Origin of the sequence: Streptococcus merionis DSM 19192, from assembly GCF_000380085.1 — a bacterium.
Lineage (GTDB): Bacteria > Bacillota > Bacilli > Lactobacillales > Streptococcaceae > Streptococcus > Streptococcus merionis.
On record NZ_KB904559.1, the window covers coordinates 67,194 to 93,380 of the forward strand.

The 26,187-nt window shown below is 43.4% G+C and carries 22 protein-coding genes; 3 read left to right on the forward strand and 19 right to left on the reverse strand.

Annotation, left to right across the window (positions count from 1 at the left end):
• Position 1 precedes the first annotated feature (1 nt).
• Positions 2-214 (forward strand): helix-turn-helix transcriptional regulator, encoded by a 213-nt coding sequence (locus tag A3I5_RS0110310; RefSeq protein ID WP_018374529.1) that lies wholly within the window; start codon positions 2-4, stop codon positions 212-214.
• A 120-nt stretch (positions 215-334) separates the two neighbouring features.
• Here A3I5_RS0110310 and dtd read toward each other — a convergent pair whose 3' ends face one another.
• The 14 genes from dtd to argR all read right to left on the reverse strand — a co-directional run bounded on the left by dtd (position 335) and on the right by argR (position 15,979).
• Positions 335-778, reverse strand: coding sequence for a D-aminoacyl-tRNA deacylase (gene dtd / locus A3I5_RS0110315; protein ID WP_018374530.1), 444 nt, complete (start codon positions 776-778; stop codon positions 335-337).
• A 331-nt stretch (positions 779-1,109) separates the two neighbouring features.
• The gene (locus A3I5_RS0110320) at positions 1,110-3,329 is read right to left on the reverse strand and encodes a RelA/SpoT family protein (RefSeq protein WP_018374531.1); all 2,220 of its coding nucleotides are present in this window, start codon (positions 3,327-3,329) and stop codon (positions 1,110-1,112) included.
• Positions 3,330-3,622: 293 nt separating this feature from the next.
• Positions 3,623-4,384 (reverse strand): 16S rRNA (uracil(1498)-N(3))-methyltransferase, encoded by a 762-nt coding sequence (locus A3I5_RS0110325; RefSeq protein WP_018374532.1) that lies wholly within the window; start codon positions 4,382-4,384, stop codon positions 3,623-3,625.
• Positions 4,385-5,338, reverse strand: a complete 954-nt coding sequence (gene prmA / locus A3I5_RS0110330) for a 50S ribosomal protein L11 methyltransferase (protein WP_018374533.1) — start codon at positions 5,336-5,338, stop codon at positions 4,385-4,387. It lies immediately after the preceding gene.
• 120 nt (positions 5,339-5,458) lie between these two features.
• On the reverse strand, positions 5,459-5,929 hold the full coding sequence (locus A3I5_RS0110335; protein ID WP_018374534.1) for a DUF3013 family protein: 471 nt from the start codon (positions 5,927-5,929) through the stop codon (positions 5,459-5,461).
• A 250-nt stretch (positions 5,930-6,179) separates the two neighbouring features.
• Complete coding sequence (gene srtB, locus A3I5_RS0110340; protein ID WP_018374535.1) at positions 6,180-6,983, reverse strand: class B sortase, LPKTxAVK-specific; 804 nt, start codon at positions 6,981-6,983, stop codon at positions 6,180-6,182.
• A gap of 70 nt (positions 6,984-7,053) precedes the next feature.
• On the reverse strand, positions 7,054-7,713 hold the full coding sequence (locus A3I5_RS0110345) for a hypothetical protein (protein ID WP_018374536.1): 660 nt from the start codon (positions 7,711-7,713) through the stop codon (positions 7,054-7,056).
• A gap of 442 nt (positions 7,714-8,155) precedes the next feature.
• On the reverse strand, positions 8,156-8,692 hold the full coding sequence (locus A3I5_RS0110350; protein WP_018374537.1) for a DNA-3-methyladenine glycosylase I: 537 nt from the start codon (positions 8,690-8,692) through the stop codon (positions 8,156-8,158).
• A 173-nt stretch (positions 8,693-8,865) separates the two neighbouring features.
• Complete coding sequence (gene ruvA, locus A3I5_RS0110355; RefSeq protein WP_018374538.1) at positions 8,866-9,459, reverse strand: Holliday junction branch migration protein RuvA; 594 nt, start codon at positions 9,457-9,459, stop codon at positions 8,866-8,868.
• Between the two features lie 49 nt (positions 9,460-9,508).
• Entirely contained in the window at positions 9,509-11,488 is a 1,980-nt protein-coding gene (gene mutL / locus A3I5_RS0110360; protein ID WP_018374539.1) for a DNA mismatch repair endonuclease MutL, read from the reverse strand.
• A 217-nt stretch (positions 11,489-11,705) separates the two neighbouring features.
• A complete protein-coding gene (locus A3I5_RS0110365) occupies positions 11,706-12,149 on the reverse strand; it encodes a DUF3021 domain-containing protein (protein WP_018374540.1) in 444 nt (147 codons plus the stop codon).
• Positions 12,146-12,589 carry a LytTR family DNA-binding domain-containing protein gene (locus A3I5_RS0110370; protein WP_018374541.1) on the reverse strand — a complete coding sequence of 148 codons (444 nt, stop codon included), beginning with the start codon at positions 12,587-12,589 and terminating at the stop codon, positions 12,146-12,148. The genes A3I5_RS0110365 and A3I5_RS0110370 overlap by 4 nt, the downstream gene beginning before the upstream one ends.
• 353 nt (positions 12,590-12,942) lie before the next feature.
• Positions 12,943-15,501, reverse strand: coding sequence for a DNA mismatch repair protein MutS (gene mutS / locus A3I5_RS0110375; protein ID WP_018374542.1), 2,559 nt, complete (start codon positions 15,499-15,501; stop codon positions 12,943-12,945).
• Complete coding sequence (gene argR, locus A3I5_RS0110380) at positions 15,491-15,979, reverse strand: arginine repressor (protein ID WP_018374543.1); 489 nt, start codon at positions 15,977-15,979, stop codon at positions 15,491-15,493. The genes mutS and argR overlap by 11 nt, the downstream gene beginning before the upstream one ends.
• A gap of 239 nt (positions 15,980-16,218) precedes the next feature.
• Between argR and argS the strand changes: the two genes are divergently transcribed.
• Positions 16,219-17,910 carry an arginine--tRNA ligase gene (argS, locus tag A3I5_RS0110385; RefSeq protein WP_018374544.1) on the forward strand — a complete coding sequence of 564 codons (1,692 nt, stop codon included), beginning with the start codon at positions 16,219-16,221 and terminating at the stop codon, positions 17,908-17,910.
• Between the two features lie 409 nt (positions 17,911-18,319).
• Here the strand turns inward: argS and gtfA are convergent, their stop codons facing one another.
• The 5 genes from gtfA to A3I5_RS0110415 all read right to left on the reverse strand — a co-directional run bounded on the left by gtfA (position 18,320) and on the right by A3I5_RS0110415 (position 25,122).
• Complete coding sequence (gtfA, locus tag A3I5_RS0110395) at positions 18,320-19,768, reverse strand: sucrose phosphorylase (RefSeq protein ID WP_018374546.1); 1,449 nt, start codon at positions 19,766-19,768, stop codon at positions 18,320-18,322.
• Positions 19,769-19,781: 13 nt separating this feature from the next.
• Positions 19,782-20,612 carry a carbohydrate ABC transporter permease gene (locus A3I5_RS0110400; RefSeq protein ID WP_018374547.1) on the reverse strand — a complete coding sequence of 277 codons (831 nt, stop codon included), beginning with the start codon at positions 20,610-20,612 and terminating at the stop codon, positions 19,782-19,784.
• 10 nt (positions 20,613-20,622) lie between these two features.
• On the reverse strand, positions 20,623-21,498 hold the full coding sequence (locus A3I5_RS0110405) for a carbohydrate ABC transporter permease (protein WP_018374548.1): 876 nt from the start codon (positions 21,496-21,498) through the stop codon (positions 20,623-20,625).
• A 202-nt stretch (positions 21,499-21,700) separates the two neighbouring features.
• A complete protein-coding gene (locus A3I5_RS0110410; protein ID WP_018374549.1) occupies positions 21,701-22,945 on the reverse strand; it encodes an ABC transporter substrate-binding protein in 1,245 nt (414 codons plus the stop codon).
• Entirely contained in the window at positions 22,942-25,122 is a 2,181-nt protein-coding gene (locus A3I5_RS0110415; protein WP_018374550.1) for an alpha-galactosidase, read from the reverse strand. Before A3I5_RS0110415 ends, A3I5_RS0110410 begins: the two co-directional genes overlap by 4 nt.
• A 104-nt stretch (positions 25,123-25,226) precedes the next feature.
• Here A3I5_RS0110415 and A3I5_RS0110420 point away from each other — a divergent pair, with 104 nt between their 5' ends.
• The gene (locus tag A3I5_RS0110420) at positions 25,227-26,069 is read left to right on the forward strand and encodes an AraC family transcriptional regulator (RefSeq protein WP_018374551.1); all 843 of its coding nucleotides are present in this window, start codon (positions 25,227-25,229) and stop codon (positions 26,067-26,069) included.
• Positions 26,070-26,187: the final 118 nt, after the last annotated feature.

Consider the following 26,187-nt stretch of genomic DNA (forward strand, 5'->3'; position numbering starts at 1 on the left):
TATGGGAAAAATCATCACACAGATCAAGCAATTTAGAGAAGCCAAAAAAATGACTCAGCAAGAACTGGCTGATCTGGTCGGTATTCGCCGAGAAACCATCGCTCGGCTAGAAAAGAACCTCTACAATCCCTCTCTGGACATTGCTCTCAAACTCGCTGAAATCTTCCAAGTTCCCGTTGAAACGCTTTTTCAAAGAAATACCGAGGACAGCTAATTCTCATGTATAATCGATTGAATATAGTTTCGTTTTAGAAAGACATCTTAAAGAATCCTTTGTTTAGAAAAAATGTTCTATGCAAAAACCTCCTCCAAACGACTTGAAGAAGGTTTCTTTTTATCTATTTTTTGTGTCTAAGATAATCGTCACTGGGCCATCATTGATGAGACTGACTTGCATATCCGCACCAAAAACCCCAGTCTCAACAGGAACATGCTGGGCTAGCGCAGCATTGAACTGGTCATAAAACAGACTGGCCATCTCAGGCTTAGCACCGCCATTAAAACCTGGACGATTGCCTTTTTTCGTGTCCGCAAAGAGGGTAAACTGAGAGATTGAGAGAATCCTACCACCAATATCCTGAACCGAGCAATTCATCTTGCCAGCATCATCAGAGAAAATCCGCATCTGGACAATCTTGCGTACCGCATAAGCTAAATCCTCCGACGTGTCATCAGGCGCCACTCCAACGAAGAGCAGTAAGCCCTGCTCAATCTGTCCCTCAACGGCACCATCAATTTCCACCTTAGCCTGCGCCACGCGCTGAATAATAATTTTCATACTACCCTCACAATTTGAGATTTGAAAAATACGATTTTTTGCCCTGCAGGACTAGAAATCAGTATTCAGAGGCAAGAGACTTTGATTCAGGAGATTATTTTTTGAAAGCATACACCGTAATTTGTAAAAACGAACTTGGATGAATGTGTCGAGCTATCATATCAGATATGAAAATGATACTCATTAAATTTGAACGTTTTTTCCTCAGATACAAGGGCACCAAGCTGAGCTCACGCAATAGGCAAGGGATTAGAACACAATCAAGGAAATGAAACCGAAGATAAGACTTGGAACTATCAAAGCCGACATATCACATTTACCCGACCAAAAATTAGCCGTTGGTACGTTTCACAGAATACACCTCCGGCACTGACTTGACCTTATCCACAATCGTGGTCAGGCTGGACAGATTAGGAATGAAAAAGCTAACATGGATATTGGCAAACTTCATATCCTTAGTTGGTTGGGCATTGACACTGGAGATGTTATGGTTAGAGTTGGTCAAGACCTTGAGCACATCATTGAGCAAACCAGAACGGTTGAGCCCGTAGATGTCAATCTCAGCTAAGTATTCCTTGCTTGAGTTCGCCTCTTCCCATTCCACATCGATTAAGCGCTGCTCGTAATTTTCCTGACTCTTCAAATTCATACAGTCCACACGGTGAATCGCCACTCCACGCCCCTTGGTGATGTAACCAACGATAGCGTCTCCCGGGACAGGACTACAACACTTGGCAATCCGCATCATGAGACCTGAAGCCCTTTGGATAATAACGCCACCTTCGTGTTTGACCTTAAGGTTTTCCTTATGATTTTCCTGCTTAACCTCGCCACCCTTGACCAATTCATCGGCCACAGCCTTAGCTTTAGCCCGCTCAGCCTCACGGCGCTCTTTTTCGGTCAAGCGATTGAAAATCGCAGTCGCTGAAACCTCTCCAAAACCAATCGCCGCAAAAACTGCCTCTTCGGTCCGATAGCCCGTCTTTTGCAGAGCCTCTTCCATGTGCTTGCGATCCAGATACTTATTGGCCACATAGCCATTTTCCTGTAAAACCTCCTGAAGCATCTCTCGACCCTTGGTGATAGAGAGCTCCTTGTCCTGATTTTTGAAAAATTGACGAATTTTGTTACGTGCTTTGTGGGTTTTGACAATATTAATCCAGTCACGACTCGGTCCAAAAGAATTAGCAGAGGTGATAATCTCGACTTGATCACCAGTCTTAAGCTTGGTCGTCAGAGGCACCATTCGACCGTTGACCTTGGCACCAGTTGCCTTCTCTCCCACATTGGTATGAATATCATAGGCAAAATCAATCGGCCCAGAATCCTTTGGCAACTCACGAACATCTCCATTAGGCGTAAAAACATAAATACGCTCAGTAAAAATATCCTCCTTGACTGACGATACGAATCCCTGAGCATCATCGCTGTCTGCTTGGAGTTCCAACATATTAGCAATCCAAGACATACTTCGAGCGGTTTCCTTCTCATCAACCTTGCCCTTGACGCCTTTTTTGTAAGCCCAGTGAGCCGCAACCCCGTACTCAGCCACCTCGTGCATCTCATAGGTTCGAATCTGAAACTCAATAGGCCCTTTAGGCCCGTAAACCGTCGTGTGAATTGACTGATAACCATTAGCCTTAGGATTCGCAATGTAATCCTTAAACCGACCTGGCATAGGCCGCCACAGTTCATGAATGTAACCCAGCATAGCATAAACATCACTCGGCGTGTCCATCAAGCAGCGAATCGCTATCAGGTCATAAAGCTCATCAAACCGCTTATGCTTATCGTGCATCTTGCGGTAAATCGAGTAGATGTGCTTCGGACGACCGTAGACCTTACCTTTGAGATTTCGCTCCTCTGTATAAGCTGTGATTTTAGCCACAATCTCCTCAACCAAGGCCTCCCGTTCACGGCGTTTTTCCTTCATCAAACGCGAAATGCGGTAAAATTCCTCCTCATTCAGATAGCGGAAACTCATGTCTTCCAGCTCCCATTTCATAGAGGAAATCCCCAAACGGTGAGCTAGCGGTGCATATATTTCCATTGTTTCACGTGAAATCCGCTGCTGCTTGTCCTTGCGTAGATGCTTAATCGTTCGCATATTGTGCAGCCTATCCGCCAGCTTGACCAAAATCACCCGCATATCCTCAGACATGGCAATCAGCATCTTGCGGTGATTCTCCGCCAGCTGCTCCTCGTGACTCTTATACTCAACCTTACCGAGCTTGGTCACACCATCCACAATCAAGCACACGTCCGATCCAAAATCGCGCTCCAAATCCTCAAGCGTCACATCCGTATCTTCGACCACATCGTGCAAAAAACCACAAGCTACCGTCACAGCATCCAACTGCAGACCAGCCAAAATCCCCGCCACCTGAATAGGATGGATGATGTAAGGCTCGCCCGACTGCCGAAATTGCCCCTCATGGCTCTCCACAGCATAGTCCAAAGCCTTTTTAACAAAGGCCACATCTTCTTCATTTAAGTACCGAGCTGTTAAGGCCACCACCTCTTCGCCCGTCAAATTCACTTCTTTCGGCATTCTCGCACGTCTCCTTGAAATCTTGTTCCTATTTTACCATTTTTTTGGAAAAATAGCAGAGCAGTCAGCTGTTTTCACCTATGAAAATCAGCTTTACACCCCTTTACACAGACTTATCCACAATTTTGTGGATAAGTTTCTGTCTATGTGGAAAACAAAGAACCGTTTTGCACCTTGATCTAGCCTGCTTTCCTAAATTTTCACCCGTTTTCTCCCCAGTTGTCCACAGGGTGTGGATAAGTTTTCCAAATAGAAAAGGATTGCTGAAAACCAGAAAATCCTTTTGATTAGTTTCAACTATCTAAACTCTTAAATTCTTTCATTTCTAAAGCATAAGATAGCACTGAAAGAGCATATAAAGGAGCTGTCTCCGTTCGCAAAATACGAGGCCCGAGGCCAACCTTGATGCCTCCTGCCTGCTCAAAAAGCTCGATTTCCTTGGGCGAGATACCACCCTCAGGTCCGAAGATGAAGAGGATTTTTTGCCCAGTCTCAACAGTCTCTAACTCTCGCGCCAAGGCTGACAAATCACCTGCCTTAGCTGTTTCTTCATAGGCGATAAAAATCTTATCAAAACCTGTCAATTGCTCTAGGAAAGCTGCCTTTTGGTCAAAAAGTTTAACCTCTGGCACGCGATTCCGCTTAGACTGCTCCGCTGCACCGAGCACAATTTTGGCCAACTTCTCTTCTTTTTTTGCTAGTTTTTTACCATCCCACTTGACCACGGACCAGTCAGCTGGATAGGCCCAGATAGCTGCTGCACCAAGCTCCGTCGCCTTTTGGCTAATGAGATCTAATTTATCACCTTTTGGAAATCCTGAAGCAATCGTCACCTGAACAGGTAGTTCGACATTATCAGGCAAATCCTCAATCAGCTCAAAGCTATGATTTTCAGCTGACAAAACCTTGGCCAGACGTTTGATCCCATCATCAAAAACCAAAACGACTTCATCACCTGCCACCAAGCGCATCACTGAAAACATGTGTTTCGCAGTGTCTCTATCCCTGATAATCACTGGATTTTCAGCTCTGCCATTTACAAAATACTGCTGCATCTAGCCTCCCATCACGCCTGACATATCATCGGTTTTCTTAAAGACCAGAGCGTTCCACTCACCCTGAATCATGTGGGTCTCCAAGAAAAAGCCTGTGCTATAAGCCACTTCCAGCACCATATCCAGCTTCTCGGAGATAATCCCGCTCATGATGAGATAGCCGTCATCCTTGAGTAGACGATAAGCGTCATCTGTGAGATGAATGAGAATGTCTGCTAGAATATTGGCCACGATAACATCTGCCTGAATGTCAACGCCTTTTAGCAAATCACCTGTCGTTACTTGAATATTCCCCATACCAGAATTGAGTTCGATATTTTCCTGAGCCACGCGCACCGCGACATCGTCAAGATCATAAGCAAAGATTTCCTTAGCACCTAATAGCGAACTAGCGATAGAAAGCACTCCAGAGCCTGTTCCCACATCAATCACTGTCTCACCACCACGCAGAACCTGCTCCAGCGCAAAAAGGCTCATTTTGGTTGTCGGGTGAGTTCCTGTTCCAAAAGCCATGCCTGGATCTAGTTTGATGAGTTTCTCCCCAGAGCTTCCCTCATAGTCCGTCCAAGACGGAACGATGGTCAAATCATGAGTGATTCGGGCTGGCTCAAAATACTTTTTCCAGTTATCTGCCCAGTCTTCCTCAGCCAGATCTTGATTGGAAACCATGACCTCACCTAGCTCCAAGCCACGTAACCGCATCGCTTCAAGTCCAGCAAATAAGGCTTCCTTGACCACGGCCAGATCCACCGTATCAGGATAGTAGGCTGTAATCGCGACCTGTTCAGACTGCACCACATCGGGAACAATCTCGCCAAAAAGATTTTCCTTGCCGAGGTAATCAGCTGTGTCAGCAATCGCGACACCCTGACTTCCTGTCTCAATCAACAGATCCGACACTGCTTCCTCCGCCTCACGATTAACGCGGACAGTTAATTCTTGCCATGTGTTCATGTTATTCTCTATCTTTCTTTTTTTATTTCAAAATAATCCTTCATAAAATCTTTTCTAATCGATACTGTATTAAGCAGTCATATAAGATTTATCTCATCGAAAGTATCATTCGTGAACTTCCTAATATCTCGGATAACTGTAAAACGCTGTCTCCTGCAAAGCTGCTCTGCCATTTTCAAAAGCTTCGGTATCCCAGACAATCGCAAACTCCTCAGACTCTTGATCTGCTAGAAAATCCATCAAATCATCCAGACCGCGCTCTACCGTCTCGTTCAGGAAGTCTGCGAAGTAGACTAAAAACTCACGCGACAAGCCCTTTTTAGGCTCATAGGGGAGAGTGACCAGATAGTCTTCCTTATCAAATTGCGACTTGGCAGGGTTGTAAAAGAGGACGTAATCCTCAAAGAGAATATCTTCAGATGATACTTCACCATCCGCATCCACCGTCTGCACAGCAGCCGTATTTTGAGCTTCCAAGACAAATCCGACTTCCACCGCATGATTGCGCTTATCCCAGTTAATCTCATAATCATAGGCAAAGCGTTCAGCCAAGACCTCATCCAAAATATCTAAAAACCCATGTTTTGCCATAACGTCCTCCTCATCTTGTCATAGACATTCCTATTATACTATCTTTTCCTCATAAAAACGACAAAAAAGGGAGTGAGACAGAAGTCGTGATTTCAATGAAATCGACTTCGTCGTCTCACCCCCGCAAGGTTGGCTAGGTTTGTAGAATGGTGATTCATCAGCATTTTACAAACCAGACAACTACTGCGTCAAACTGGCCAATCTATAAAAGAAACGAGACTGAGTACTTTTTTGCCCCACTCTCCTAACATTAACGCGTTGGCGTGTAAGTTAACTTATCTTGATTTGCTGCTAAAAAGTCTACCATCTCAGAATCTGGAATCTGTCTTAAATACAGATTAGATCGGATCGTCTCATCATCCTCGCGACAAGTGGATAACACAAGATACTTGTCATCCTTAGAAACTTTAATATTAGGATTCTTCGTATGCGCTAGCTCGCTGACCTCGGTCAATTGCTGAGCAAACTCTTCCTTTGATGCAAACTCTGTCTTATAAAAAGCAGTTGTCTCCGGCACGATAATCAAGAAGGCTGCCTCATAATAGTAGTTACGCTCAGGTGTTTGGACCACCACATAAGGATGCTGGTCAAAGAAAGCTTGATCATCGTAAAAGTTGACATCGTTAAACATACGATGATCTGGTACTTTTGAACCACGGGCATGGCCGAATAACCAGGTCAATTGGTCACTAAAGTCAGCCTTATTATCTGCATCCATAAAAACGGCACCCATATAGGGTTCGTGACCACCTTCAAATGTCTTATCAAGATAGGTTGCATTATCTGTTGTCTGCACAACAGGCTCATCAAGCATCGTTCCTGGAGCATAAACATAACCTACAGCCTCAGGATTGACAGCTCTAAGCCCCTCAAATTGTTCCTTGCGAGCAGCCTTTTCTTCCTCACTAACAGTATACGTTTTTTCGATTTGCAAAGGCATTGTCGAAGCTTTGCTTTTCTCAGAAGTGTTAGACTTTTGAGAGCAACCTAGTAAAAAGAGTGTCAAAAAACTGATTAGAATAACTAAACGAGGAAACGCATTTTTAAAACTCATTGGGTAAAATCTCCTTAAAATAGAAAAAGTTGCCCGCAGGCAACTCTTTCATTTAATTTAGCAAACTAAATTATTTAGCTGCAGATGTTTTTGGAAGAGCTTTTGAAGCTGTCTTAGTTGCAGCAGCTTTAACAGCTTTAGCTGGCTCAGCTTTCTTTTCTTCTGACTTAGTTTCAGCCTTAGGTGCTTCTTCTTTCTTTTCTTCTGGAGCTGGAGCTGGAACTTCACCTTTGTCAGCTTGTGCTTTTTCTTCTGGAGTCAAGATAGCTACAGTACGAGCTACTTCTGATTCCAAAGCAGGCAGTTTACCTGTTTCAGTTTCAAGTTGCAAAGTAAGGTTAGTGACTGCAGCTTGCTTAGTAGCAACATCGTTATTAAGAGCATCTAAAGCAGCAACAGCAGCGTTGAAGTCCGCGTAACCAGCAGCTTTAGCAGCTGCATCTTTTTCAGCAACTGTATAATCTTTGTTAGCTTCTACGAATTTGAAAGCACGTTCAGCTTTGTTTTGGGCTGTTGCTAATTCAGCTTTCGCAGTATCTAAGTTTCCTTGAACAGTAGCTACAACACCCTTTTGAGTTTCCAAAGCAGCAACAGCATTAGCGTAATCGGTCATACGACGAACAGCATCAGCTGCATGAAGAGCAGTATCTTTAGCAAACACAGTAGCAGCTGGAGCAGCAACGCCTGCAAGAGTTACAGTTGCAAGCAAAGTTACGATTGATTTTTTCATTGTAAAAAATCTCCTAAAATTTATTTTTTTATTTCCCACATGGGATGATTACATTCTACACCATGCTACAGAGATTGTCAACATATTTTTGTGTATTTTTTAAAAAAATTTTAAGTTTTTTTTAAGCTTTGTATTATATGACATCTAAAAATCGCTTTAAATCAGGCTTTTCTAGACTAATTTAACATTTTTTTCATTTCTGTTACCTTAAAACTACAAAAATGACATAGCATCAGTTAGGGCAATTAACCCAACTTCTTGTAAGTTATATTAACTCTAGCATGACGGCGTTATCTGATTTCATTTATCGTTTCAGAAACTTTTAAATGCTCTCGCCAACAGTTGCAAAATCTAATCTAAATAGTAGAGCAAGCAAAAACAGCACCCCGTGATATGGTGCTATTTTTGACTACTGAACTGATCTGTTTATAGTGGTATCATTTTAATAGGATGACTTAAACTCACAACTGTTCTCATGGTCGTTCACTAGACCTGCAGCTTGTAGGTAGGAGTAGACAGCTACGGGGCCTGTGAATTTGAAGCCTCGTTTTTTGAGATCTCTGGCAAGCTGTTCGGAGAGAGCTGTTTTGGCTGGCGCTTCTCGGTAATCATGGACATTATTGATGATCGGCTGATTGTCCACAAAAGCCCAAAGGTAAGCATCAAAAGAGCCAAATGCTTCTTGAATTTGCAAATAAGCCTGAGCGTTCGCTCTAGTTGCCCAAATCTTACCTCGGTGACGAATGACTTCTGGATTCTGCAGAATCATTTCCAAGTCTTCATCCGTCATCTGAGCTACTCTTTTCACATTATAGTTGTAGAAAGATTGCTTAAAGGCCTGACGCTTGTTGAGAATGGTCTCCCAAGACAGGCCTGCCTGATAGCACTCCAGCATGAGGAGCTCAAACAATTTCTGGTCATCATGGAGGGGCTTGCCCCATTCCTCATCGTGATAGGCAATATAGAGAGGGTTAGACATCTTAACCCAGCCACAGCGATTCAAACTTAGTTCCCTCCTAATTAATGACTTATGACGTGAGAAGCTAAAATCGCTATCATTTTAGCTTCGAGCTAATAAGCCGCTTAGGCAAATCGCCTGATAGCGATTGCCGTTGAGTGATTAGTTGCTTTGGCGACAATCACTCTTAGTGTCTATTTCATCAGCATCTTGAGCGCCTGCTTGATATAGTTTTCAGCGGTATCGTTCGTCCCTTCAAAGAAAGTCTTGACTTTCTTGAGTTCTCTAGCCTTATAGCCCAAGGCTTCCATGGCCTCCATGGCCTCATCCAGAGCTTCATTGCTTGACGGTGTTGCGACGACAGTCTGAGCTACGTCATTATCTGCTCCACTGGTGATTTTACCTTCTAAGTCCAGTACCATCTGCTGGGCTGTTTTTTTACCAATCTTGGGAAACTTGGTTAGATAGGTAATATTTTTCTCATCGATGGCACGAATCAAACCTGCATTGTCATCGGCGGCGATAATCGCTAGCGCAGAGGTTGGGCCAATGCCTGACACAGAAATCAGATTGAGAAAGAGGGCTTTCTCCTCCTCGTCCTTGAAGCCATAAAGGGTATGGGCATCTTCTCGGACAACTTGGTGAACATAGATCTTGGTGGCCTGATTGAGCTGACCGGAAAAGGCATAAGGATTGGCCACATTAATCAGATAACCGACACCTGCCACATCCAAAACGATAAACTTGGCCGTGATTTTAACTAACTGTCCTTGTAAATAATCGTACATCTCAACTCCTTAAATAGCAATAATCCCTATTTTACCAAAAAATACCAAACTAGTACTTCCCCAACTCTCTCAGGCTTGTATGATTTTCTTGAATGCGGCGGAACATTTTTTCCATGTCGGATTTGGTAAAGTTGACAAGGACTGGTCGGCCGTGCGGACAGTTGTAGGGATTATCACAAGTGGCTAGCTGCTTGATGAGTTCACGAGCAGAGTAGTCGTCCAGACGGTGATTGGCCTTGATGGAGCGTTTACAGCTCATCATGATGGCCAATTCCGCCCGATAACGCTTGATGGAAACGTTCTTGGTCAGGAGTAGCATATCGCACATTTCATAGATGCCAGACTCAATCTCATCTTCGCGGAACCAGATGGGATGCTCTCGCAAGATGAACTGATTAACCCCATACTCCTCCAAATGCACACCAATCTCATACAGACTCGCCATACGCTCTTTTAAGAGTAGCATATCATTGGCTGGAAATTCAAAGATATACGGCACCAACAATTGCTGCTGAGAGCTGTCCACCTCGCCGATTTTTTCCCGATAATACTCGTACTTCACCCGTTCCTGAGCCGCATGCTGGTCAATGATGTAAAGACCTCCCTTACCTTGAGCAAAGAGATAAGTGCCGTGCATCTGCCCAAAATACTCTATCTCTGGGAAGGTCGATTTTTCTTCCTTTTCGAGCTTCTCCAAAGCTTTTTCAAGCTCTTTTTGATTGAGCTCAGGGTGGTCATAGTCGGTCTCTTCGTAGTCAGCTTGGTCACGCTGAGCGAACTTAATCCGAGGTTGGGTGACTTGCTCTGGCTCAACTTGGATCTTGACAGCGTTGTCAACCTTGTCAATATCCTGTAAAGATGGGCTTTCTTCTGCTACTTGTGAATGGGGCTGCTCTGACTTCTTGAGGAAAAAATCCTGCTTTTCTGGGTCATAGTAGAGCTTGTTTTCCTTGAGCGGTAGGCTAGTTTGAATCGGTTTGTCTGCCTTACGGACGGTCGATTTTGCTAAATTTTCCAAAGCATCTGGAATCAAGTCCTGAGATTTGAGGGCTTCCTGAATAGCCTGAGTGATCAAAGTCATCAGCTCTCGTTCTTTAGAAATCCTTACTTCCTGCTTGGTCGGATGAACATTGACATCCGCTAGATAAGGATCAATCTGAATATCAATCACTGCAATGGGGAAACGTCCCACCATAAGTTTAGAACCATAACCATCAATAATAGCGCGGTTAAGAAGAAAGTTCTTGATATAGCGACCATTGATAAGAATGGTGATATAGTTACGGTTAGCACGGGTTAATTCAGGCAGGCTGACATATCCTGAGACCTCGAAATCTAGATCTGATTTGGTAATCTCGACCATCTTCTTGGCTGTCATCAGGCCATAGACGCCAGCAATCGCTTGGCGGAGCTGGCCGGAGCCTGCCGTCTGTGTCAACGTATTGCCATCATTGACAAGGGTAAAGGCTACCTCTGGATGGGCTAAACTGAGACGATTGATCACATCAACGATATGGGACAGCTCTGCTTGCTGGCTCTTGACATACTTGAGACGGGCAGGTGTATTGAAAAAAAGATTTTCGACCTTGATTGTTGTCCCTTGAGGGCGGCTTAACGTGTCCTCCTGCTCAATCTTTCCCCCCTTGGTGACGATAAGACTTCCTTGACCCTCACCTGCTGGCGCAGTCTCGATGGTCAGTTGACTGACGGACGCGATGGACGGGAGGGCTTCGCCTCTAAAGCCCAATGTTCGTATCCGAAAAAGATCGGCCTGAGTTTTAATCTTTGAGGTCGCATGACGGCGAATGCTGAGTTTGGCATCCTCAGAAGTCATCCCTTCACCATTATCCGTTACCTCAATCAAGGACAGGCCAGCTTCTTTGATGGTCACTGTAATCTGGCTAGAACCCGCATCAATGGCATTTTCAATCAACTCTTTGACAACGCTGGCTGGTCGTTCAATAACTTCGCCAGCCGCAATCTGATTGGCCAGAATCTCTGGTAATTCAATAATTTTTGAAGTGGTCATAACTCTCCTTTCACTGAAAATTTGACAGTTCTATGTTGTGACTATTATACCACAAAGTCTAGAAACTGCGAAAAGGAAGCGAAACTGACCAGCACTGTGTCAAGGTTTTATGACTGGAAAACGTTAAATTTTGAACACATTGAAATCAACAACCCCTTTTAGGGTTTCCCAAACTCCTGACGTCGTACCCTTCGCGGGTGCGTGGATTGAAATTGCCCTAATGCAGAGATTTGTTGATTTCCAAGGCTTCCCGCTTCATCTTCTCGTAGTTAATCCAGTATAGCAAGCCATAAAGGGCAAGGTAGATGGCCCAGAAGAAAAGCAAGTGTGCAAGGTCTAGCGGAAACCAGCCAGCCAAAATCCCTAAGCCAGTAAACCCTATACTGGTCAGAATAAAATGGGTCACACTCATCTGCAAGAGACTCCAATTTTGCTTAAAGCAGAGATCTGCAACTTCAAAAAGCAAGCCAATCGCAAACCAGATGACAACTGCAATTGCCATAACAGCGACTGGGGTAAAATGAGCGTGATAGTAGCTCCCCATGGTTGACAAGGGATTGACAGGCAAGTAAACTCCTTTTCCAAAGATAGCTGACATCAACAGCGAGATTGTTGTTCCGATAGTGACGCCAAGTGCGCCTGATAAGATATATTTTTTCATAGCCCTAAAGCCTCCTTAATTAGTTTTAAATAACGCCGCGAGGAATAGGTGAAATCCCCATTTTTTAAGCTGAGCTTGACCAAGCCATTAGGCGTGATTTGGAGATGGTCTAACTGTTTGATATTGATGATTTCGGATTGCGAAATCTGTAAAAAATCCGATGACAGCAGATCTTTGACCTGATAAAGTCGGTAATTCGTCGTGAAATCTTCTTTTTCCGTCTTGATGTGAACGACCTTCTCATCAACAACCAAGCGATAGATGTCTGCCAAGTCCAACAAATGAACTTCATCACCTTTTTTACCAGTCAAGCGATCAATCTGCTGGTCTAAATTCTGGATGTAAGCTACTAATTGACTAATTCTTGATGTGTACGTCTTAACTTCAATAGTGACCAAGTCTTCTAAGATATGGTCTGCAATAGTTAATTGAACTTTCAATGATTTTCCTCCTCTTTGATAAATAGAATAGCTAGCTTTCCTAAGTTTATTAAACCATGTTTGAACGCCCACTTCAATAGTTTTTGACCATGTGGTTGAAAAGTCAGACTAAGTGGCAAAAGGGAGTGAGACAAACGGCATGATGACTTTGGTTGCACACATACAAACATGCACCTTTTAAAGATGACGTATAAGCAGCCATGACTTCATTGAAATCGACTATACAGACCAGACAGCTACTGCGTCAAACTGGTCTATCTATAAAAGAAACGAGACTGAGTTCACTTGTCTCAGTCTCGTTTGTTTGTTAAAAAATCATTGAGTTCAGCCTAATCGTTGCCTTTCTAACTCATCTACTTCAGACTCTGTTGCAAGTCTGCTAAGGCCAGCATGGCTTCCATGGGTGTCATGGTATTGAGATTAAGTTGGCGCAACTGCTCAAGAATCGGATGAGAAGTCGGCTCTGCAAAGAGGTCTAGCTGCGCTGCTTGATTAGCTTGCACTGGCTCTGATGATCTCGACTGGTCTGCTGCTAATTGGGCTGAATGAGCCTCTAATTGTCCCAAGATATGATCCGCCCGCTTCAGCAATCCCTCTGGTAGGCCAGCAATCTTAGCCACATGAATTCCGTAGGACTTGTCCGCAGGCCCCTGAGCAATCTTATGCAAGAAGGTCACTTGTTCATTTTGCTCTAAGGTTGCCACATGGACATTGACCAGATGTTTCAGTTGATCACTAAGACTGGTTAATTCATGGTAGTGGGTTGCAAAGAGGGTCTTGGCACCTACATGGTTATGAATGTGCTCGATGATAGCTTGAGCCAGAGCCATACCGTCATAAGTGGCAGTTCCGCGCCCCAACTCATCAAAGAGTATCAGCGACTTTTCCGTCGCTAAACGAATGGCCTTGTTGGCTTCCATCATCTCAACCATAAAGGTAGATTGGCCGCCAACCAAATCATCTGCCGCTCCGATACGGGTGAAAATGGCATCAAATAACGGTAGGGTCGCTACATCAGCTGGCACGTAAGAACCAATCTGAGCTAGAATGACAATGATTGCCAATTGGCGCATGTAGGTTGACTTCCCACTCATATTAGGCCCTGTAATCAGCTGAATGGCGGTGTTTTGATCCATCTGGATATGATTAGGTACATAGCGCTGAGCACCCATGACCTTCTCGACCACGGCATGGCGACCATTGACAATGTCCAGCACCCGCTCCTCGGTAAAGGTTGGGCAGACCAGATGCTGAGTCTCCGCTACTTCTGCCAAGGATTGCAACACATCAACAGTTGCAATGGTCTGAGCTAGACTCTGCAGACGCTGGATATATTTGCTGACCTCAGTTCGCAGGCGCATGAAGATCTCATACTCAAGACTGGCTGACTGCTCACGCGCTTCCATAATATCTCGCTCTAGTAGGGTCAATTCCTCCGTCCCATAACGTTCCGAATTTTTCAAAGTAGCTTTGCGGAAGAAATGATCAGGCACATGGCCCAATTGCGAATTGGTCACATGGAAGTAATACCCGTCCTTGCGGTTGTAGTCAATCTTGAGATTGCTAATGCCAGAAGCCTCACGTTCCTTGGCTTCTAACTCAGCAATCCAGACTGCCCCGTCACGCATAACAACTCGGTATTTGTCCAAGGTTTCATCAAAACCAGTTTTAATAATTCCTCCTTCAGTGATAACTGTCGGAGCATCTGGATCAATGGCTGCCGTAATCAAACTGTACAGTTCAGGCAAGGGATCAAGCCCTTCAATCAAGCTGCCTAGAACCGGCTGCTCTAAACCTGACAAAATAGCCTTAATCTGAGGAATATTGCCTAATGTCTGCCCCAATTGGAGCAGATCCTTAGGCGTTGATTTGCCAAAGGAAACTCGGCTGGCCAACCGCTCGATGTCATAGACACCCTTGAGGGATTCGACCAAATCGGCCCGTTCGATAAAGGCATCCATGAGGACCTGAACGACCTGCTGCCGCTCTTCAATCTGACTGCGTTCAATCAAGGGACGATCCAGCCAAGCCCGCAGAAGTCGCATGCCCATGGCTGTCTTGGTCTGATCTAAAAGCCAGAAAAGGCTACCGTGTTTTTTGCCAGTACGGGCGTTTTCCAGCAAATCCAGACTAGCCTTGGTTGCATAATCCATCTGAAGAACATCGCGAACCTGATAAGGCCGCACCGGCTTGAGATGATTGAGCTCTCTCAGCTGGGTTCTAGCAACATAGGCCAGAAGCTTCCCTGCCGTCTGCTTTTCCAAATCGCTGAGGCGCTGGTCTAACAAAGGACTTTCTAAGTCGGCCTCAAGCTGGGTAGACAGGACAAGGTTCATCTGTCCAGACAGCACCTGATGAGCTGAATCTCCCTCTTCTAGCGTCCAGCCAACAACCACCTCGCGGGCACGCAGATTGCGAATTTCTCCTGTCGCGCCAGCCAAGTCAGCCATCTCAGTCACGTAAAAATCACCCGTAACCACATCCATATAAGCTAGTCCGTAGCTTGCACCCCACTTGTCCAGTGCAATCAAGAAATTATTGCCACCGTCTAATTTGCTAGACTCTGCCACTGTCCCTGGGGTGACGACTTGGACAACCGCCCGCTTAACCACACCAACAGCAGTCTTTGGATCCTCCATCTGCTCAGCAATGGCCACTTTGTGTCCCAAATCAACCAAAGTATCAATGTAAGCTTGGGCTGAATGGTAAGGAACCCCTGCCATAGGAATAGGATTGGTTGCATTTCGATTTCGACTGGTTAGGGTCAGCTCCAAAATTTGAGCCGCCTCCACCGCATCGTCATAGAAAAGTTCATAAAAATCACCCATGCGAAAAAGCAAAAAAGCATCTGGATAATCTGCCTTGATTTCCAGATACTGCTGCATGCCTGGGGAAAGTTTCTCAGTTGTCATGAGCTTGTTCCTCAATTTCTAAGTCGTCCAAGTCCGACAAAACATCATTTAAGATAAGCTGTTTTTGCACCCAAATCGCTGATGCTTCATCTCGACAAATAGCAATGACCGTATCTGCACCGGCCACCGTCCCTAAAATGGCATGGGGTTTAGCAGCATCAATAATATTTGAAGTTACCCCTGCTTCACCCAGCTGCGTATGCATAACCAGCATAAAACTGCTCCGCTCAACCTTTTGAACATAGCTAGCAAGCATCTGGATAAAGGCTTCTGTTTCCTGACTTTCTGGTAAAATATAAAAGGACTCTGCCTTATCACGCGCCTTAATGAGCCCAAGCTCCCTTAAATCACGAGACAGTGTCGTCTGAGTGACTTCAATGCCTCTAGCTTCTAAACCAACTTGAATCTCTCTCTGAGTTGATAAGCGAGTCGCACGCACAATCTCTTTAATCAGTTCATGGCGATCTCTTTTTTTCATTATTTACTCCGTTTTTGTTTTCTTCATGAGAAATTATACCAAAAAAAGCCTTATTTTTCATCATTACAAGCGGATTTTACCGTTTTTTGTGTTAGAATAGAAGCATAGACATTAATTAAACTTGGGCTAAAAGTTTGAAAAAATAGTAAGTCTTCCTAACGCGTCTATTCTGCGTCAGATTCTCTATTTTACAGTTGCTTTTGCAAGAGCCCTTGTATCTTATTCAAAGGAGATGCTTCATGGATTATAAATTACAAGCCGCTAAAAATCTAGCTCATATCATCCCTAGCTTGGATGAAGAGACGCTTCTCAATCTACTTGAGAAGCCAAAATCCGCTGACCTCGGAGACATTGCTTTCCCAGCTTTTTCCTTGGCTAAGGTTGAGCGCAAAGCTCCTCAAGCCATCGCAGCAGAACTCGCTGAAAAAATTGACACAGCAGGCTTTGACAAGGTTGTCGCAACTGGTCCTTACGTCAACTTTTTCTTAGACAAAGCACAGGTTTCTAGCCAGATTCTACACGATGTGATTGAAGCGGGATCTGACTATGGACAAACTGACCTCGGTAAAGGGAAAAATGTTGTTATCGACCTTTCTTCACCAAACATTGCCAAGCCGTTTTCTGTCGGTCACTTACGCTCGACCGTTATCGGAGATTCTCTGTCCAATATTTTCCAAAAATTAGGTTATAAGACGGTCAAGGTTAATCACCTAGGAGACTGGGGCAAGCAGTTTGGCCTTCTCATCGTTGCCTACAAACTCTGGGGGGACAAAGCTGCTGTCGAGGCGAATCCAATCAGTGAGCTATTGAAGCTCTATGTTCGCATTAACGATGAGGTAAAAGACCATCCTGAGTACGATGATGATGCGCGCGCTTGGTTCCGTAAACTCGAAAATGGTGATCCAGAAGCCCAAGAATTGTGGCAATGGTTCCGTGATGAAAGTTTGGTAGAGTTCAACCGCATTTACGATAAACTCCAAGTTACTTTTGACAGCTTAAACGGTGAGGCCTTCTACAATGACAAGATGGATGAAATCCTTGACCTCTTAGCTGAGAAAAATCTCCTGACAGAGTCTAAAGGAGCTCAGGTTGTCAACCTTGAAAAATATGGTATTGAGCACCCTGCTCTTATCAAAAAATCAGACGGGGCAACCCTTTACATTACCCGTGACTTGGCTGCCGCTCTCTACCGCAAGCGCAACTATGACTTTGCTAAATCAATCTACGTTGTTGGCCAAGAACAGTCTGCTCACTTCAAGCAACTCAAGGCCGTCCTCAAAGAAATGGGCTACGACTGGAGCGATGACATGACTCATGTGTCTATGGGACTTGTCACTAAAGGTGGTGAAAAACTCTCGACCCGCAAAGGAAACGTCATCCTGCTTGAACCAACACTTGAAGAAGCTATCAGCCGCGCCCAAGCACAGATCGAAGCTAAAAATCCTAATTTAGCTGACAAAGAAGCTGTCGCTCACGCTGTCGGTGTCGGTGCTATCAAGTTCTACGACCTCAAGACCGATCGTAACAACGGTTATGACTTTGACCTAGAAGCCATGGTTTCCTTTGAAGGTGAGACTGGTCCTTACGTTCAGTATGCCCATGCCCGTATTCAGTCTATCCTGAGAAAGGCAGATTTCACACCTGATGCGAATCAAACCTATAGCCTAAATGACCCTGAAAGCTGGGATATTCTCACCCTTCTTCAATCATTTGGAGCAACGGTAGAGCGTGCCGCTGACAAGTTCGAGCCTTCAATTGTCGCTAAATACGCGGTCAATCTCGCTCAAGCCTTCAATAAATTCTACGCTCACACCCGTATCTTGGACGACAGCCCAGAACGCGACAGTCGCTTAGCTCTTGCCTACGCGACAGGCCTCGTCCTCAAAGAGAGCCTTCGCCTCTTAGGTGTTAGTGCCCCAAATGAGATGTAATTATTCTAAAACAATCTATCCTCTCCTTTGTCTGATGGAGAATGCCAAAAATCACAGCGAGTCGCAGACCTGCTGTGATTTTTCTTTTTATACTCAAGCAAACTAAGAAGCTAGCCGAAGGCTGTAATAGCGTATGGCAAGACGATGCTGACGAAGTTTGAACTTGATTTTTAAAGAGTATCAGGCTAAAACTAAAAGATAGAGTAACTTCATTTGCTTCTAGTACACCAACTGTTTTGCAATATAATATGGTTGAACATGTACTATAAACTTGTTCGGAAACCAAAAATGTTTCAACATAGTCTAGGAGGGTGAATTGTAACAGCCGTTTAAAAACTTAGAACGGGCATTTATTGCAGGAGAATAACTTTCTAATGAGATTTCTGAACAGGTCTTATGGATGAGCTGTTTAAAAGTTGATGGTCTGCGTCGCTCCTTTAACTGTCTCAGTCACCGTAAATGCCTTCGCTTTTAGATCAACTTGCAAGCGGGCCTCTGTTTCAGTATCCTTATTAGACCATAGGATTTCCAACTGATTGTCATCAATGGCCCTAACAGCAAACTCGCCATCAAATGCAGAACTTGTATTACGGAATTTGAGGAGATTGAACAAGGCCTTAACCACAGGGCGTTCTACTTCACAGCTAATCTCATCCAAGTCATAGTAGTGGCGATTGATATTTCGCCCTTCTTTTGTACGTTCAAGCAAGGCAATATCGTTTTCACCTGCAAGCAAACCAACATAGTAAATCTGAGGGATTCCTGGTGCAAAACACTGAAGAACACGTGCCAAAAGATAGGCCTGATCATCATTGCCCAAGGCTGAATAATAGGTGCAGTTGATTTGGTAGATGTCCAAATTGTTATAGGCTTCTGTGCTGTAAATCTTTTTCACATTAGCCCCTTGACTATACAGAGCTTCCCGAGTCATCTCGGTCTCTTCATCTGTCAGAAGATCCTTAACATCCACTACACCAATACCATCATGCGTATCAAGGGTCGTAAACTGCTTTCGCGGACAGATTTCCATCCAATGAACCAGACGATTAGCGTGACCACTATAGAGGGCATGAAGCACCAGCATAGGCAAAGCAAAATCATAAACATAATAGTCCTGATCCGCAATTTTTTGCTGAATCGTATAGTGTTCGTGGATTTCTGGCAAGATCTCAACACCATAAGGATCCAAAAGTTCCTTCGGATACTCTAGCATTTCCCAAATATCTGGCTCCACGAAGAAACAGTTTGTTCCGATTTTCTTATTGGCATAGGCAAAGGCGTCCAAACGAATAATAGAGGCACCCTTTTGGGCTAAATGAATCAGGTTATCCTTGATAAACTGGCGTGTTGTTGCTGTTGTGACATCTAAATCAATCTGCTCTTCATCAAAAGTACACCAAACCTTTTCTGTGCTACCATCTGCAAAGGTTGCAATCCGATAGGGCGCTCTTGGCTTACGCTTGTAGATCAAATCTATGTCTGCTTGAGTCGGCTCGCCATTTGGCCAAAAATTTTTATAGCGCAAGAAAAGATCGGCATAGGCAGAATCGTCTTTTTTGGCTAAAAAGTCTTTAAAATAAGGTGACTGAGCTGAAATGTGATTGATCATAAAATCAAACATCAGATAAAAGTCCTGACTTAAAGTCTCAATATCTTCCCAGTCTCCGAAAGAGGGTTCTACCTTAGTGTAATCCATCGGTGCAAAGCCTCTGTCTCCTGATGATGGAAAGAAAGGTAAGATATGAACTCCTCCCACAACATCCTTTAATGGCCCATCTAGGACGCGTTTCAAATCTTTTAGATCGTGACCGAGACTATCGGCATAGGTGATTAACATGGCTTGATTTTTGATTTTCATACAATTCTCCTCGTTATTTAACTGCACCGCTGGTCATTCCAGAAATAATATTCTTCTGGAAAATAAGGTATACTATCAAAATCGGAATAATCCCAACGACATAGGATGCAAAAGATGGCCCATAATCACTGAAGTACATCCCTTGGTAATTATATTGGAAAAGAGGCATTGTCCACATCTTTTGATCCTTATTAAGAACCAATAATGGCAAGAGGAAATCATTCCACACCCAGAGGGCATTGATAATGAGGACAGTTGCATGCATCGGCTTCATCAGTGGGAAAATAATTCTCCAATACATTGTAAATTTCCCACAACCATCTATCGCGGCTGCTTCGTCCATGTCTTTAGGAACAATCGTTTTGATATAACCGACATAGAGAAAGAGGGTTTGAGGAACAGCGTAAGCCAGATATAAGAGAACCAGACCAGTTATATTGCTTAAACCGAGCTGTGACATCAACTTTGTCATCGGAATCATGATCACTTGGAAAGGAACGAAAATACCGATAATGAGCAACATGTACATAATAGCAAAGCTCTTCTTTCGGTCCATATGACGAGCAATTGCAAAGGCAGCCATCGGTATAATAGCAATGATTAGACCGACTGCTAAAATGGTAATTAAGGCAGAATTTCCAAAGTATTGAATCACACCATCCTCAAACAAACGCAGGTAGTTGGCTAAAGTCCATTCTTCTGGAAGCCCAAAGAAATTTCCTGTGATCTCGCGTGTTGTTTTAAAAGAACTGATAATCGTGACAAGGAGCGGAATAAGCATCAGTAAGATTCCTGCAAAAAGAATCAGATAAACCCACCAATTTTTTTGTTTTTTAGTTGCCATAAAACTAACCTCACACCTCAAATTTTCTAGAAAATGAAATTTGGACGATTGAAATGACCCCAATGATCACGAAAAGAATGACGGCAAGTGCATTCGCGTAAGAGAATTTATTATCTACAAAAGCGTAATTATACACCAACAGGCCTAGAGACTCTGTTTTCCCATTTGGTCCTCCGCTCGTCAATGAAAAAATGAGGTCAAAAGCTGTCAAACCAGACTTTAAGGCCAAGATAAAGACCATACTAATTGATGGCAACAAAAACGGCAATTCAATTTTGAAAAATTTTTGCGAACGATTAGCACCATCAATATCTGCTGCTTCGATGATTTCTGAAGGAATGCTCTGTAGACCGGCTAAGAAAATGATAATCGGCATAGCCAACCCTTGCCACAAAGCCACAAAGATAACAGATGGAATAACGGTGTTTTCTTGTACCAATAAGTTTTCAGATAGCCACTCAATCCCTAGAAATTCACCAATCTGAGGAATACCAAAATTGAAAAGTTGACTAAAAATCAAACCAAGTGTTACCGTAGATAGAACTGCTGGGAAGAAGTACCATGTCCTAAAAAAACCAAGCGCTTTAATCTTACGATTGAGAAGGGACGCCATAAGGATACCAATCACAATTTCACCTACAATGAGACCAACGGTAAAGATAAAGGTAAAGGCAATACTCGTGTAGAAATCCCCATCTTTGAGAACATCGATATAATTTTGCAGCCCTATGACCTCGTATGAACTAGATAGGCCATTCCAGTCTGTCAAACTATAGAAAATGCCATTAAAGAGAGGGTAAAAGAAGAAAATGAGTTGTAATAAAACTGGAATCGCTACAAATAGATAGGGCCAATAAGTGGCCACAAAGTCTTTATTTTTTGTCATATTAAGGTACCTAGAACGTTGAAAATATCAGAGGTGCAACGGCGTGGTTGGAAAAGTCAGGGTAAAATGCTTGTCGTGATGAACCTACTCATCAAACAAGATTTCTACCCTTGACTTCTCAAGCCAAATGCTTATCTCCACCAGTTAGCCATTCATTTTTAGTTCAAATCCTTTCCACAAGGTTAATTGCTAGATCAAATTTTTATTTCTTCATCGGGTCAAAGAAGGCATTTAAGTCTTTTGCTAGCTTGGTTGCATCTGGTTTTTTCACCGTCTCAACAGTAACATTCCAAAAGCCATCTTCGGATTCCCATTCGCTTTGAAGCCAAACAGGGTGGAACTCTGTAAAGGCAAGTTTCGTAACACCCTCAGTCTCTTGGAATTTGCCTGCTGTATCTACTCCATTGACAGCAGTTGGGGAGCCGTCTTGGTCATAATACTTTTGGAAGACTTCTGGACTTGAGAGATAAGATAAGAAATCAGCAGCTTCCTTTGGATGTTTGGATTCAGCACTGATAGACAAAGCCATATCGGCTGCACCTACTGTGTAGCTATTTCCATCTTCTGTCGGAAAGGCAAACATTCCATAATCAAAATCTGGCTCTTGTTGATTGATAACGGCTGCTGCCCATGTGCCTTGTGGCATCATAAGTGCCTCGCCAGCTGCAAACGCAGCGACAGCATCAGCATACTTCGCACCTTTAAATCCCTTTTGACCATTGTCAGTCAATAGTTTCAAGCGCTCCAGAACATCTTTAGTCGTTTGTGCATTGCTATCAATAGCCCCTTTAGCGCTGCGGATTAGCAAGTCTTCTGCACCATCAAAGCCGCCAGCGACCGTAATCCAAGACAATTGGTGATAACCATTAAGTGACCAAGCATCGTTTAATGACAGGGCAAAGGGTGCGATTGAACCGTCTGCCTTGACTGTAGCGACTAAATCTTTAAAGTCAGCATAAGTTTTTGGCACTTCAAGGCCAAGCTCCTCAAATTTATCTTTATTGTAATAAATGCCATAGGCGTTGGCATTTAACGGCAATGAGTAAACCTTATCATTAACAGCGTAAGCCTCAGCAGCTCCTTCTTTCAGATTGCCTATTCCTGCATCATCAGTCAATTCGACAAAACGACCATCTGCCGCGTATTCTTTGAAATCGGCATTTTGAGGGTAAATGTTGATAATATCTGGTGCTTCTTTATTAGCCATACGTGTCTTTAAGACAGTCCCTGCATCAGGGACATTTGTCAAAGTGACTTCTACCTTGTCTTGAGATTCATTATAATCATCAACAATTTCCTGTAAAGTTGCCTGCATTTCAGGCTTTTGAGAGAAAAATTCCAAGGCAACGACATCACTATCTGAGGATGATCCGCCATTTCCACAAGCTACTAGCAGAAGCGCTGCTGAGGCTAGAGTTACTGTTGCTATAATCTTTTTGAGTTTCATAAGTTTTCTCCTCGTTTTTTATTAAATAAATATTGAACACTTTGGTAATCCTGTTGGATAAGCGGCATATCAAGACCGATACGCATAAGCTCATCACCGTAATACGATCGTCCTAACAAGTCACAGTCATAACAAGCGTCTGGGTCCAATCCTTTCAGCTTGATCCGCGAGATGGGAGATTCTGGTTGCGCCAAAATTTTGACATAGGTGAGAACCGCTTGATCTCGATTAGAACTGACTTGGCAGTAAGCTTTTTCATTTTCTGACTTAGTCGAAAGCCGGTAAAAATCTCCTAGCTGAATCGTATCTCGGATTGCTTTATACGTTTTGACTTGTTCCTTGATACCGCTTAAGTCCTGAGTTGATAGCTTCGTCAGATCAAGCTCAAATCCTAGATTTCCCATCATGGCAACATGCCCTCTCGTTTCAAGCGGGGTAAGCCGTCCAACTTGGTGATTGGGCACCGCAGAAACATGGGCTCCCATGGTCAACGTTGGGTAAATCAGCGAAGTTCCTTCTTGAATGCTAAGTCTACTGATCGCATCGGTATTGTCGCTAGTCCAAGTCTGAGGCATGTAGCAGAGCATTCCCAAATCGTACCGTCCGCCACCTCCTGAACAGGATTCAAATAAAACTTCTGGAAAAGCTTTTGTCAAGCGCTCAAGAATATCGTATAAGCCTAACATATATCGATGATAGAATTCTTGCTTGACATCATTGGCTAAATCATCTGACGGATTGGTAATGTTTCGGTTCATATCCCATTTGACATAGGAAATATTGGCGCTCTCAAGAACCGCCGTGACAGATTTGACAATGTAGTCGCAGACCTCTGGTTTTGTCAAATCTAAAACAAGTTGCTCTCTACCAAACCGATGACTTCTACCAGCCATTTGGATAGCCCAATCTGGATGCTGACGATAAAGGTTGCTGTCTTCAGAAATCATTTCTGGCTCAAACCATAAGCCAAAATCAAGCCCTTTTTCATTAACTTTTTGTACCAAATGAGCCAAACCGTTTGGTAATTTTGCTTGGTATAAAAACCAATCTCCTAAAGAACTATTATCGTCATCCCTGTGCCCAAACCAGCCATCGTCAAGCACTAGCATTTCAATGCCTGCTTGACTAGCAACCTCGGCAAGCTCTAAAATCTTCTGCTCCGTAAATTGAAAATAAGTGGCTTCCCAATTATTGACAAGGATTGGCCTTGTCTTTTCTTTATATTTTCCGGATAAGATATGCTTGCGAATAAAGTGATGGCTCGTCTGAGTCATTCCAGAAAAACCACGATTCGTATAACTCAGCAGGGCTTCTGGAGTTTGAAATTCCTCACCAGCTTCAAGTCGCCATCTAAAATGATAATCGTTAATTCCTATACCTAAACGCGTCATTTCTAACTGATTGACTTCAGCAAAGGCTACAAAATTACCACTGTAAATCAAGTGCGCACTGTAGACTTGTCCACTGTCTTCTGTCACTTGCTCATCTGCTAAAGCGATGAAAGGTGTTTGTGCGTGACCAGAAGCACCACGCCGACTTTCAATACTAAATTTACCTTGACGTAATTCTGATATTGTCCATAACTTTTCCTGAGCATAGCGACCATTTAAAGTATGAACTTGATAAGCTGAATCTGGCAGATCGAGACTTAACGATAGTACTTTTTCTAAACAGACAGCTCTTTGGCCTGCCCTTACTTTCACTGATTTGGCAAGCATATTTGTCTCAGGAAAGAGGCTGTAAAATAACGTGACAGTCAGATCCAGATAATCATCATACAGATCGATTTCAAGACTCTCTACCTGATCATCATCCCCATAAGAACTTGGTAAGCCTGCTAGTGCTTTTTTCCCCTTATAAATCCTATGTTGTCTATACCTCAAGTCCAAGCTAGAACCATCTTCATAGGAGACAGCAATAGCAGATTCCCGAAAATCCCCTAAACCATTCGTCGAATACTCTAAAAGTTGTGTATCTAGCGAATAGGTGCGGTCTGACGCTGTCGGATTTGGTGAAAAAGACCGATTGAGCAAAACCAAGGGGTGATCCCCAAAGTAGTTTACCCTTTGACCAAAATACCGATGAATCAATTGGCCATCTTCTAAAATCTGCATGACATATGAGAATTCTTCTGTTTGTAAGTGAAAAATATGCCGTTGAGCGTCATATAAAATCATTCGTTTTCTCCTCGCTTGCTAATTAGTTTACCAAAAGCAATCGCTTACAAAAATAGTCTGGTGTTTGCATTATATGTTATAATGTTAGTGAAAAGGAATTTGTCATGAACATTTTAAAATCATATAACGAATTTAAGAATAGCCATTTTGAGCTTAATGTTGACCACTATGGCACTGAGGCCTGTCAATCTAACTACAGCTTTGGTCCTAGTGTCCGAGACAACTACGTCCTTCATTTCATCTCCAAGGGCTCAGGAAAATTTTACATCGATCAGCAAATGCATCATCTTCGTGCTGGAGACCTGTTTATTCTTCCTCCTGACAAGGTGACTTTTTATCAAGCAGATGAAGAAGATCCATGGACATATTCTTGGGTCGGATTTTCTGGCGCGCAAGCGGGACACCTTTTTCAAAAAACCTCTCTCCAAGGACAGTACATAGCGCATTCCACGCTTGATTCCAAGATTTATCAACAAATGATTCAGATTAACAACTATGGTAGTCAACCGCTTGATGCCATAAATGATTTATTACTGACGAGTGAACTTTATAAGCTGCTAGCTCTTTTAATTGAAGAATGCCCTAGTCAAATGCAAGATCACTTAGACGCTAGTGTAGCAAAGACCTACGTCGAGCAAACGGTCAAAATGATCCATGGGCAATACCATCGTAAATTACAGGTTTCTGAAATTGCTCAAAAACTCAATATCAATCGCAGTTACCTTTATCAGATTTTTAAGGCACATACAGGACAGTCCATCCAAGAATACCTCATCCGAGTCCGCATGAATCGAAGTGATGAGCTCCTGCAAAACCTCTCTCTTTCTATTCAAGATGTCGCCATCTCTGTCGGGTATTCTGACCAGTTAGCCTTTAGTCATTCCTTTAAAAATTTCTACGGACTTAGCCCTAAACATTACCGTCAAAAATATTATGAAAAAGCATGAACCCTATTTGGAGCCCATGCTTCTTTTTGTATACGCTTTGGAAATTAGAAAACACATCGTCAGCTCTTCTGTTGTGGTTACAGATTTACCTACAGCTCTATGTTTTTGATTGTTATAT

Excerpts from the sequence above, each read along its gene's own strand:
- A3I5_RS0110310 (WP_018374529.1), top strand. The coding sequence starts at position 2 with ATGGGAAAAATCATCACACAGATCAAGCAATTTAGAGAAGCCAAAAAA.
- dtd (WP_018374530.1), bottom strand. The coding sequence starts at position 778 with ATGAAAATTATTATTCAGCGCGTGGCGCAGGCTAAGGTGGAAATTGAT.
- A3I5_RS0110320 (WP_018374531.1), bottom strand. The coding sequence starts at position 3,329 with ATGCCGAAAGAAGTGAATTTGACGGGCGAAGAGGTGGTGGCCTTAACA.
- A3I5_RS0110325 (WP_018374532.1), bottom strand. The coding sequence starts at position 4,384 with ATGCAGCAGTATTTTGTAAATGGCAGAGCTGAAAATCCAGTGATTATC.
- prmA (WP_018374533.1), bottom strand. The coding sequence starts at position 5,338 with ATGAACACATGGCAAGAATTAACTGTCCGCGTTAATCGTGAGGCGGAG.
- A3I5_RS0110335 (WP_018374534.1), bottom strand. The coding sequence starts at position 5,929 with ATGGCAAAACATGGGTTTTTAGATATTTTGGATGAGGTCTTGGCTGAA.
- srtB (WP_018374535.1), bottom strand. The coding sequence starts at position 6,983 with ATGAGTTTTAAAAATGCGTTTCCTCGTTTAGTTATTCTAATCAGTTTT.
- A3I5_RS0110345 (WP_018374536.1), bottom strand. The coding sequence starts at position 7,713 with ATGAAAAAATCAATCGTAACTTTGCTTGCAACTGTAACTCTTGCAGGC.
- A3I5_RS0110350 (WP_018374537.1), bottom strand. The coding sequence starts at position 8,692 with ATGTCTAACCCTCTCTATATTGCCTATCACGATGAGGAATGGGGCAAG.
- ruvA (WP_018374538.1), bottom strand. The coding sequence starts at position 9,459 with ATGTACGATTATTTACAAGGACAGTTAGTTAAAATCACGGCCAAGTTT.
- mutL (WP_018374539.1), bottom strand. The coding sequence starts at position 11,488 with ATGACCACTTCAAAAATTATTGAATTACCAGAGATTCTGGCCAATCAG.
- A3I5_RS0110365 (WP_018374540.1), bottom strand. The coding sequence starts at position 12,149 with ATGAAAAAATATATCTTATCAGGCGCACTTGGCGTCACTATCGGAACA.
- mutS (WP_018374542.1), bottom strand. The coding sequence starts at position 15,501 with ATGACAACTGAGAAACTTTCCCCAGGCATGCAGCAGTATCTGGAAATC.
- argR (WP_018374543.1), bottom strand. The coding sequence starts at position 15,979 with ATGAAAAAAAGAGATCGCCATGAACTGATTAAAGAGATTGTGCGTGCG.
- argS (WP_018374544.1), top strand. The coding sequence starts at position 16,219 with ATGGATTATAAATTACAAGCCGCTAAAAATCTAGCTCATATCATCCCT.
- gtfA (WP_018374546.1), bottom strand. The coding sequence starts at position 19,768 with ATGAAAATCAAAAATCAAGCCATGTTAATCACCTATGCCGATAGTCTC.
- A3I5_RS0110400 (WP_018374547.1), bottom strand. The coding sequence starts at position 20,612 with ATGGCAACTAAAAAACAAAAAAATTGGTGGGTTTATCTGATTCTTTTT.
- A3I5_RS0110405 (WP_018374548.1), bottom strand. The coding sequence starts at position 21,498 with ATGACAAAAAATAAAGACTTTGTGGCCACTTATTGGCCCTATCTATTT.
- A3I5_RS0110410 (WP_018374549.1), bottom strand. The coding sequence starts at position 22,945 with ATGAAACTCAAAAAGATTATAGCAACAGTAACTCTAGCCTCAGCAGCG.
- A3I5_RS0110415 (WP_018374550.1), bottom strand. The coding sequence starts at position 25,122 with ATGATTTTATATGACGCTCAACGGCATATTTTTCACTTACAAACAGAA.
- A3I5_RS0110420 (WP_018374551.1), top strand. The coding sequence starts at position 25,227 with ATGAACATTTTAAAATCATATAACGAATTTAAGAATAGCCATTTTGAG.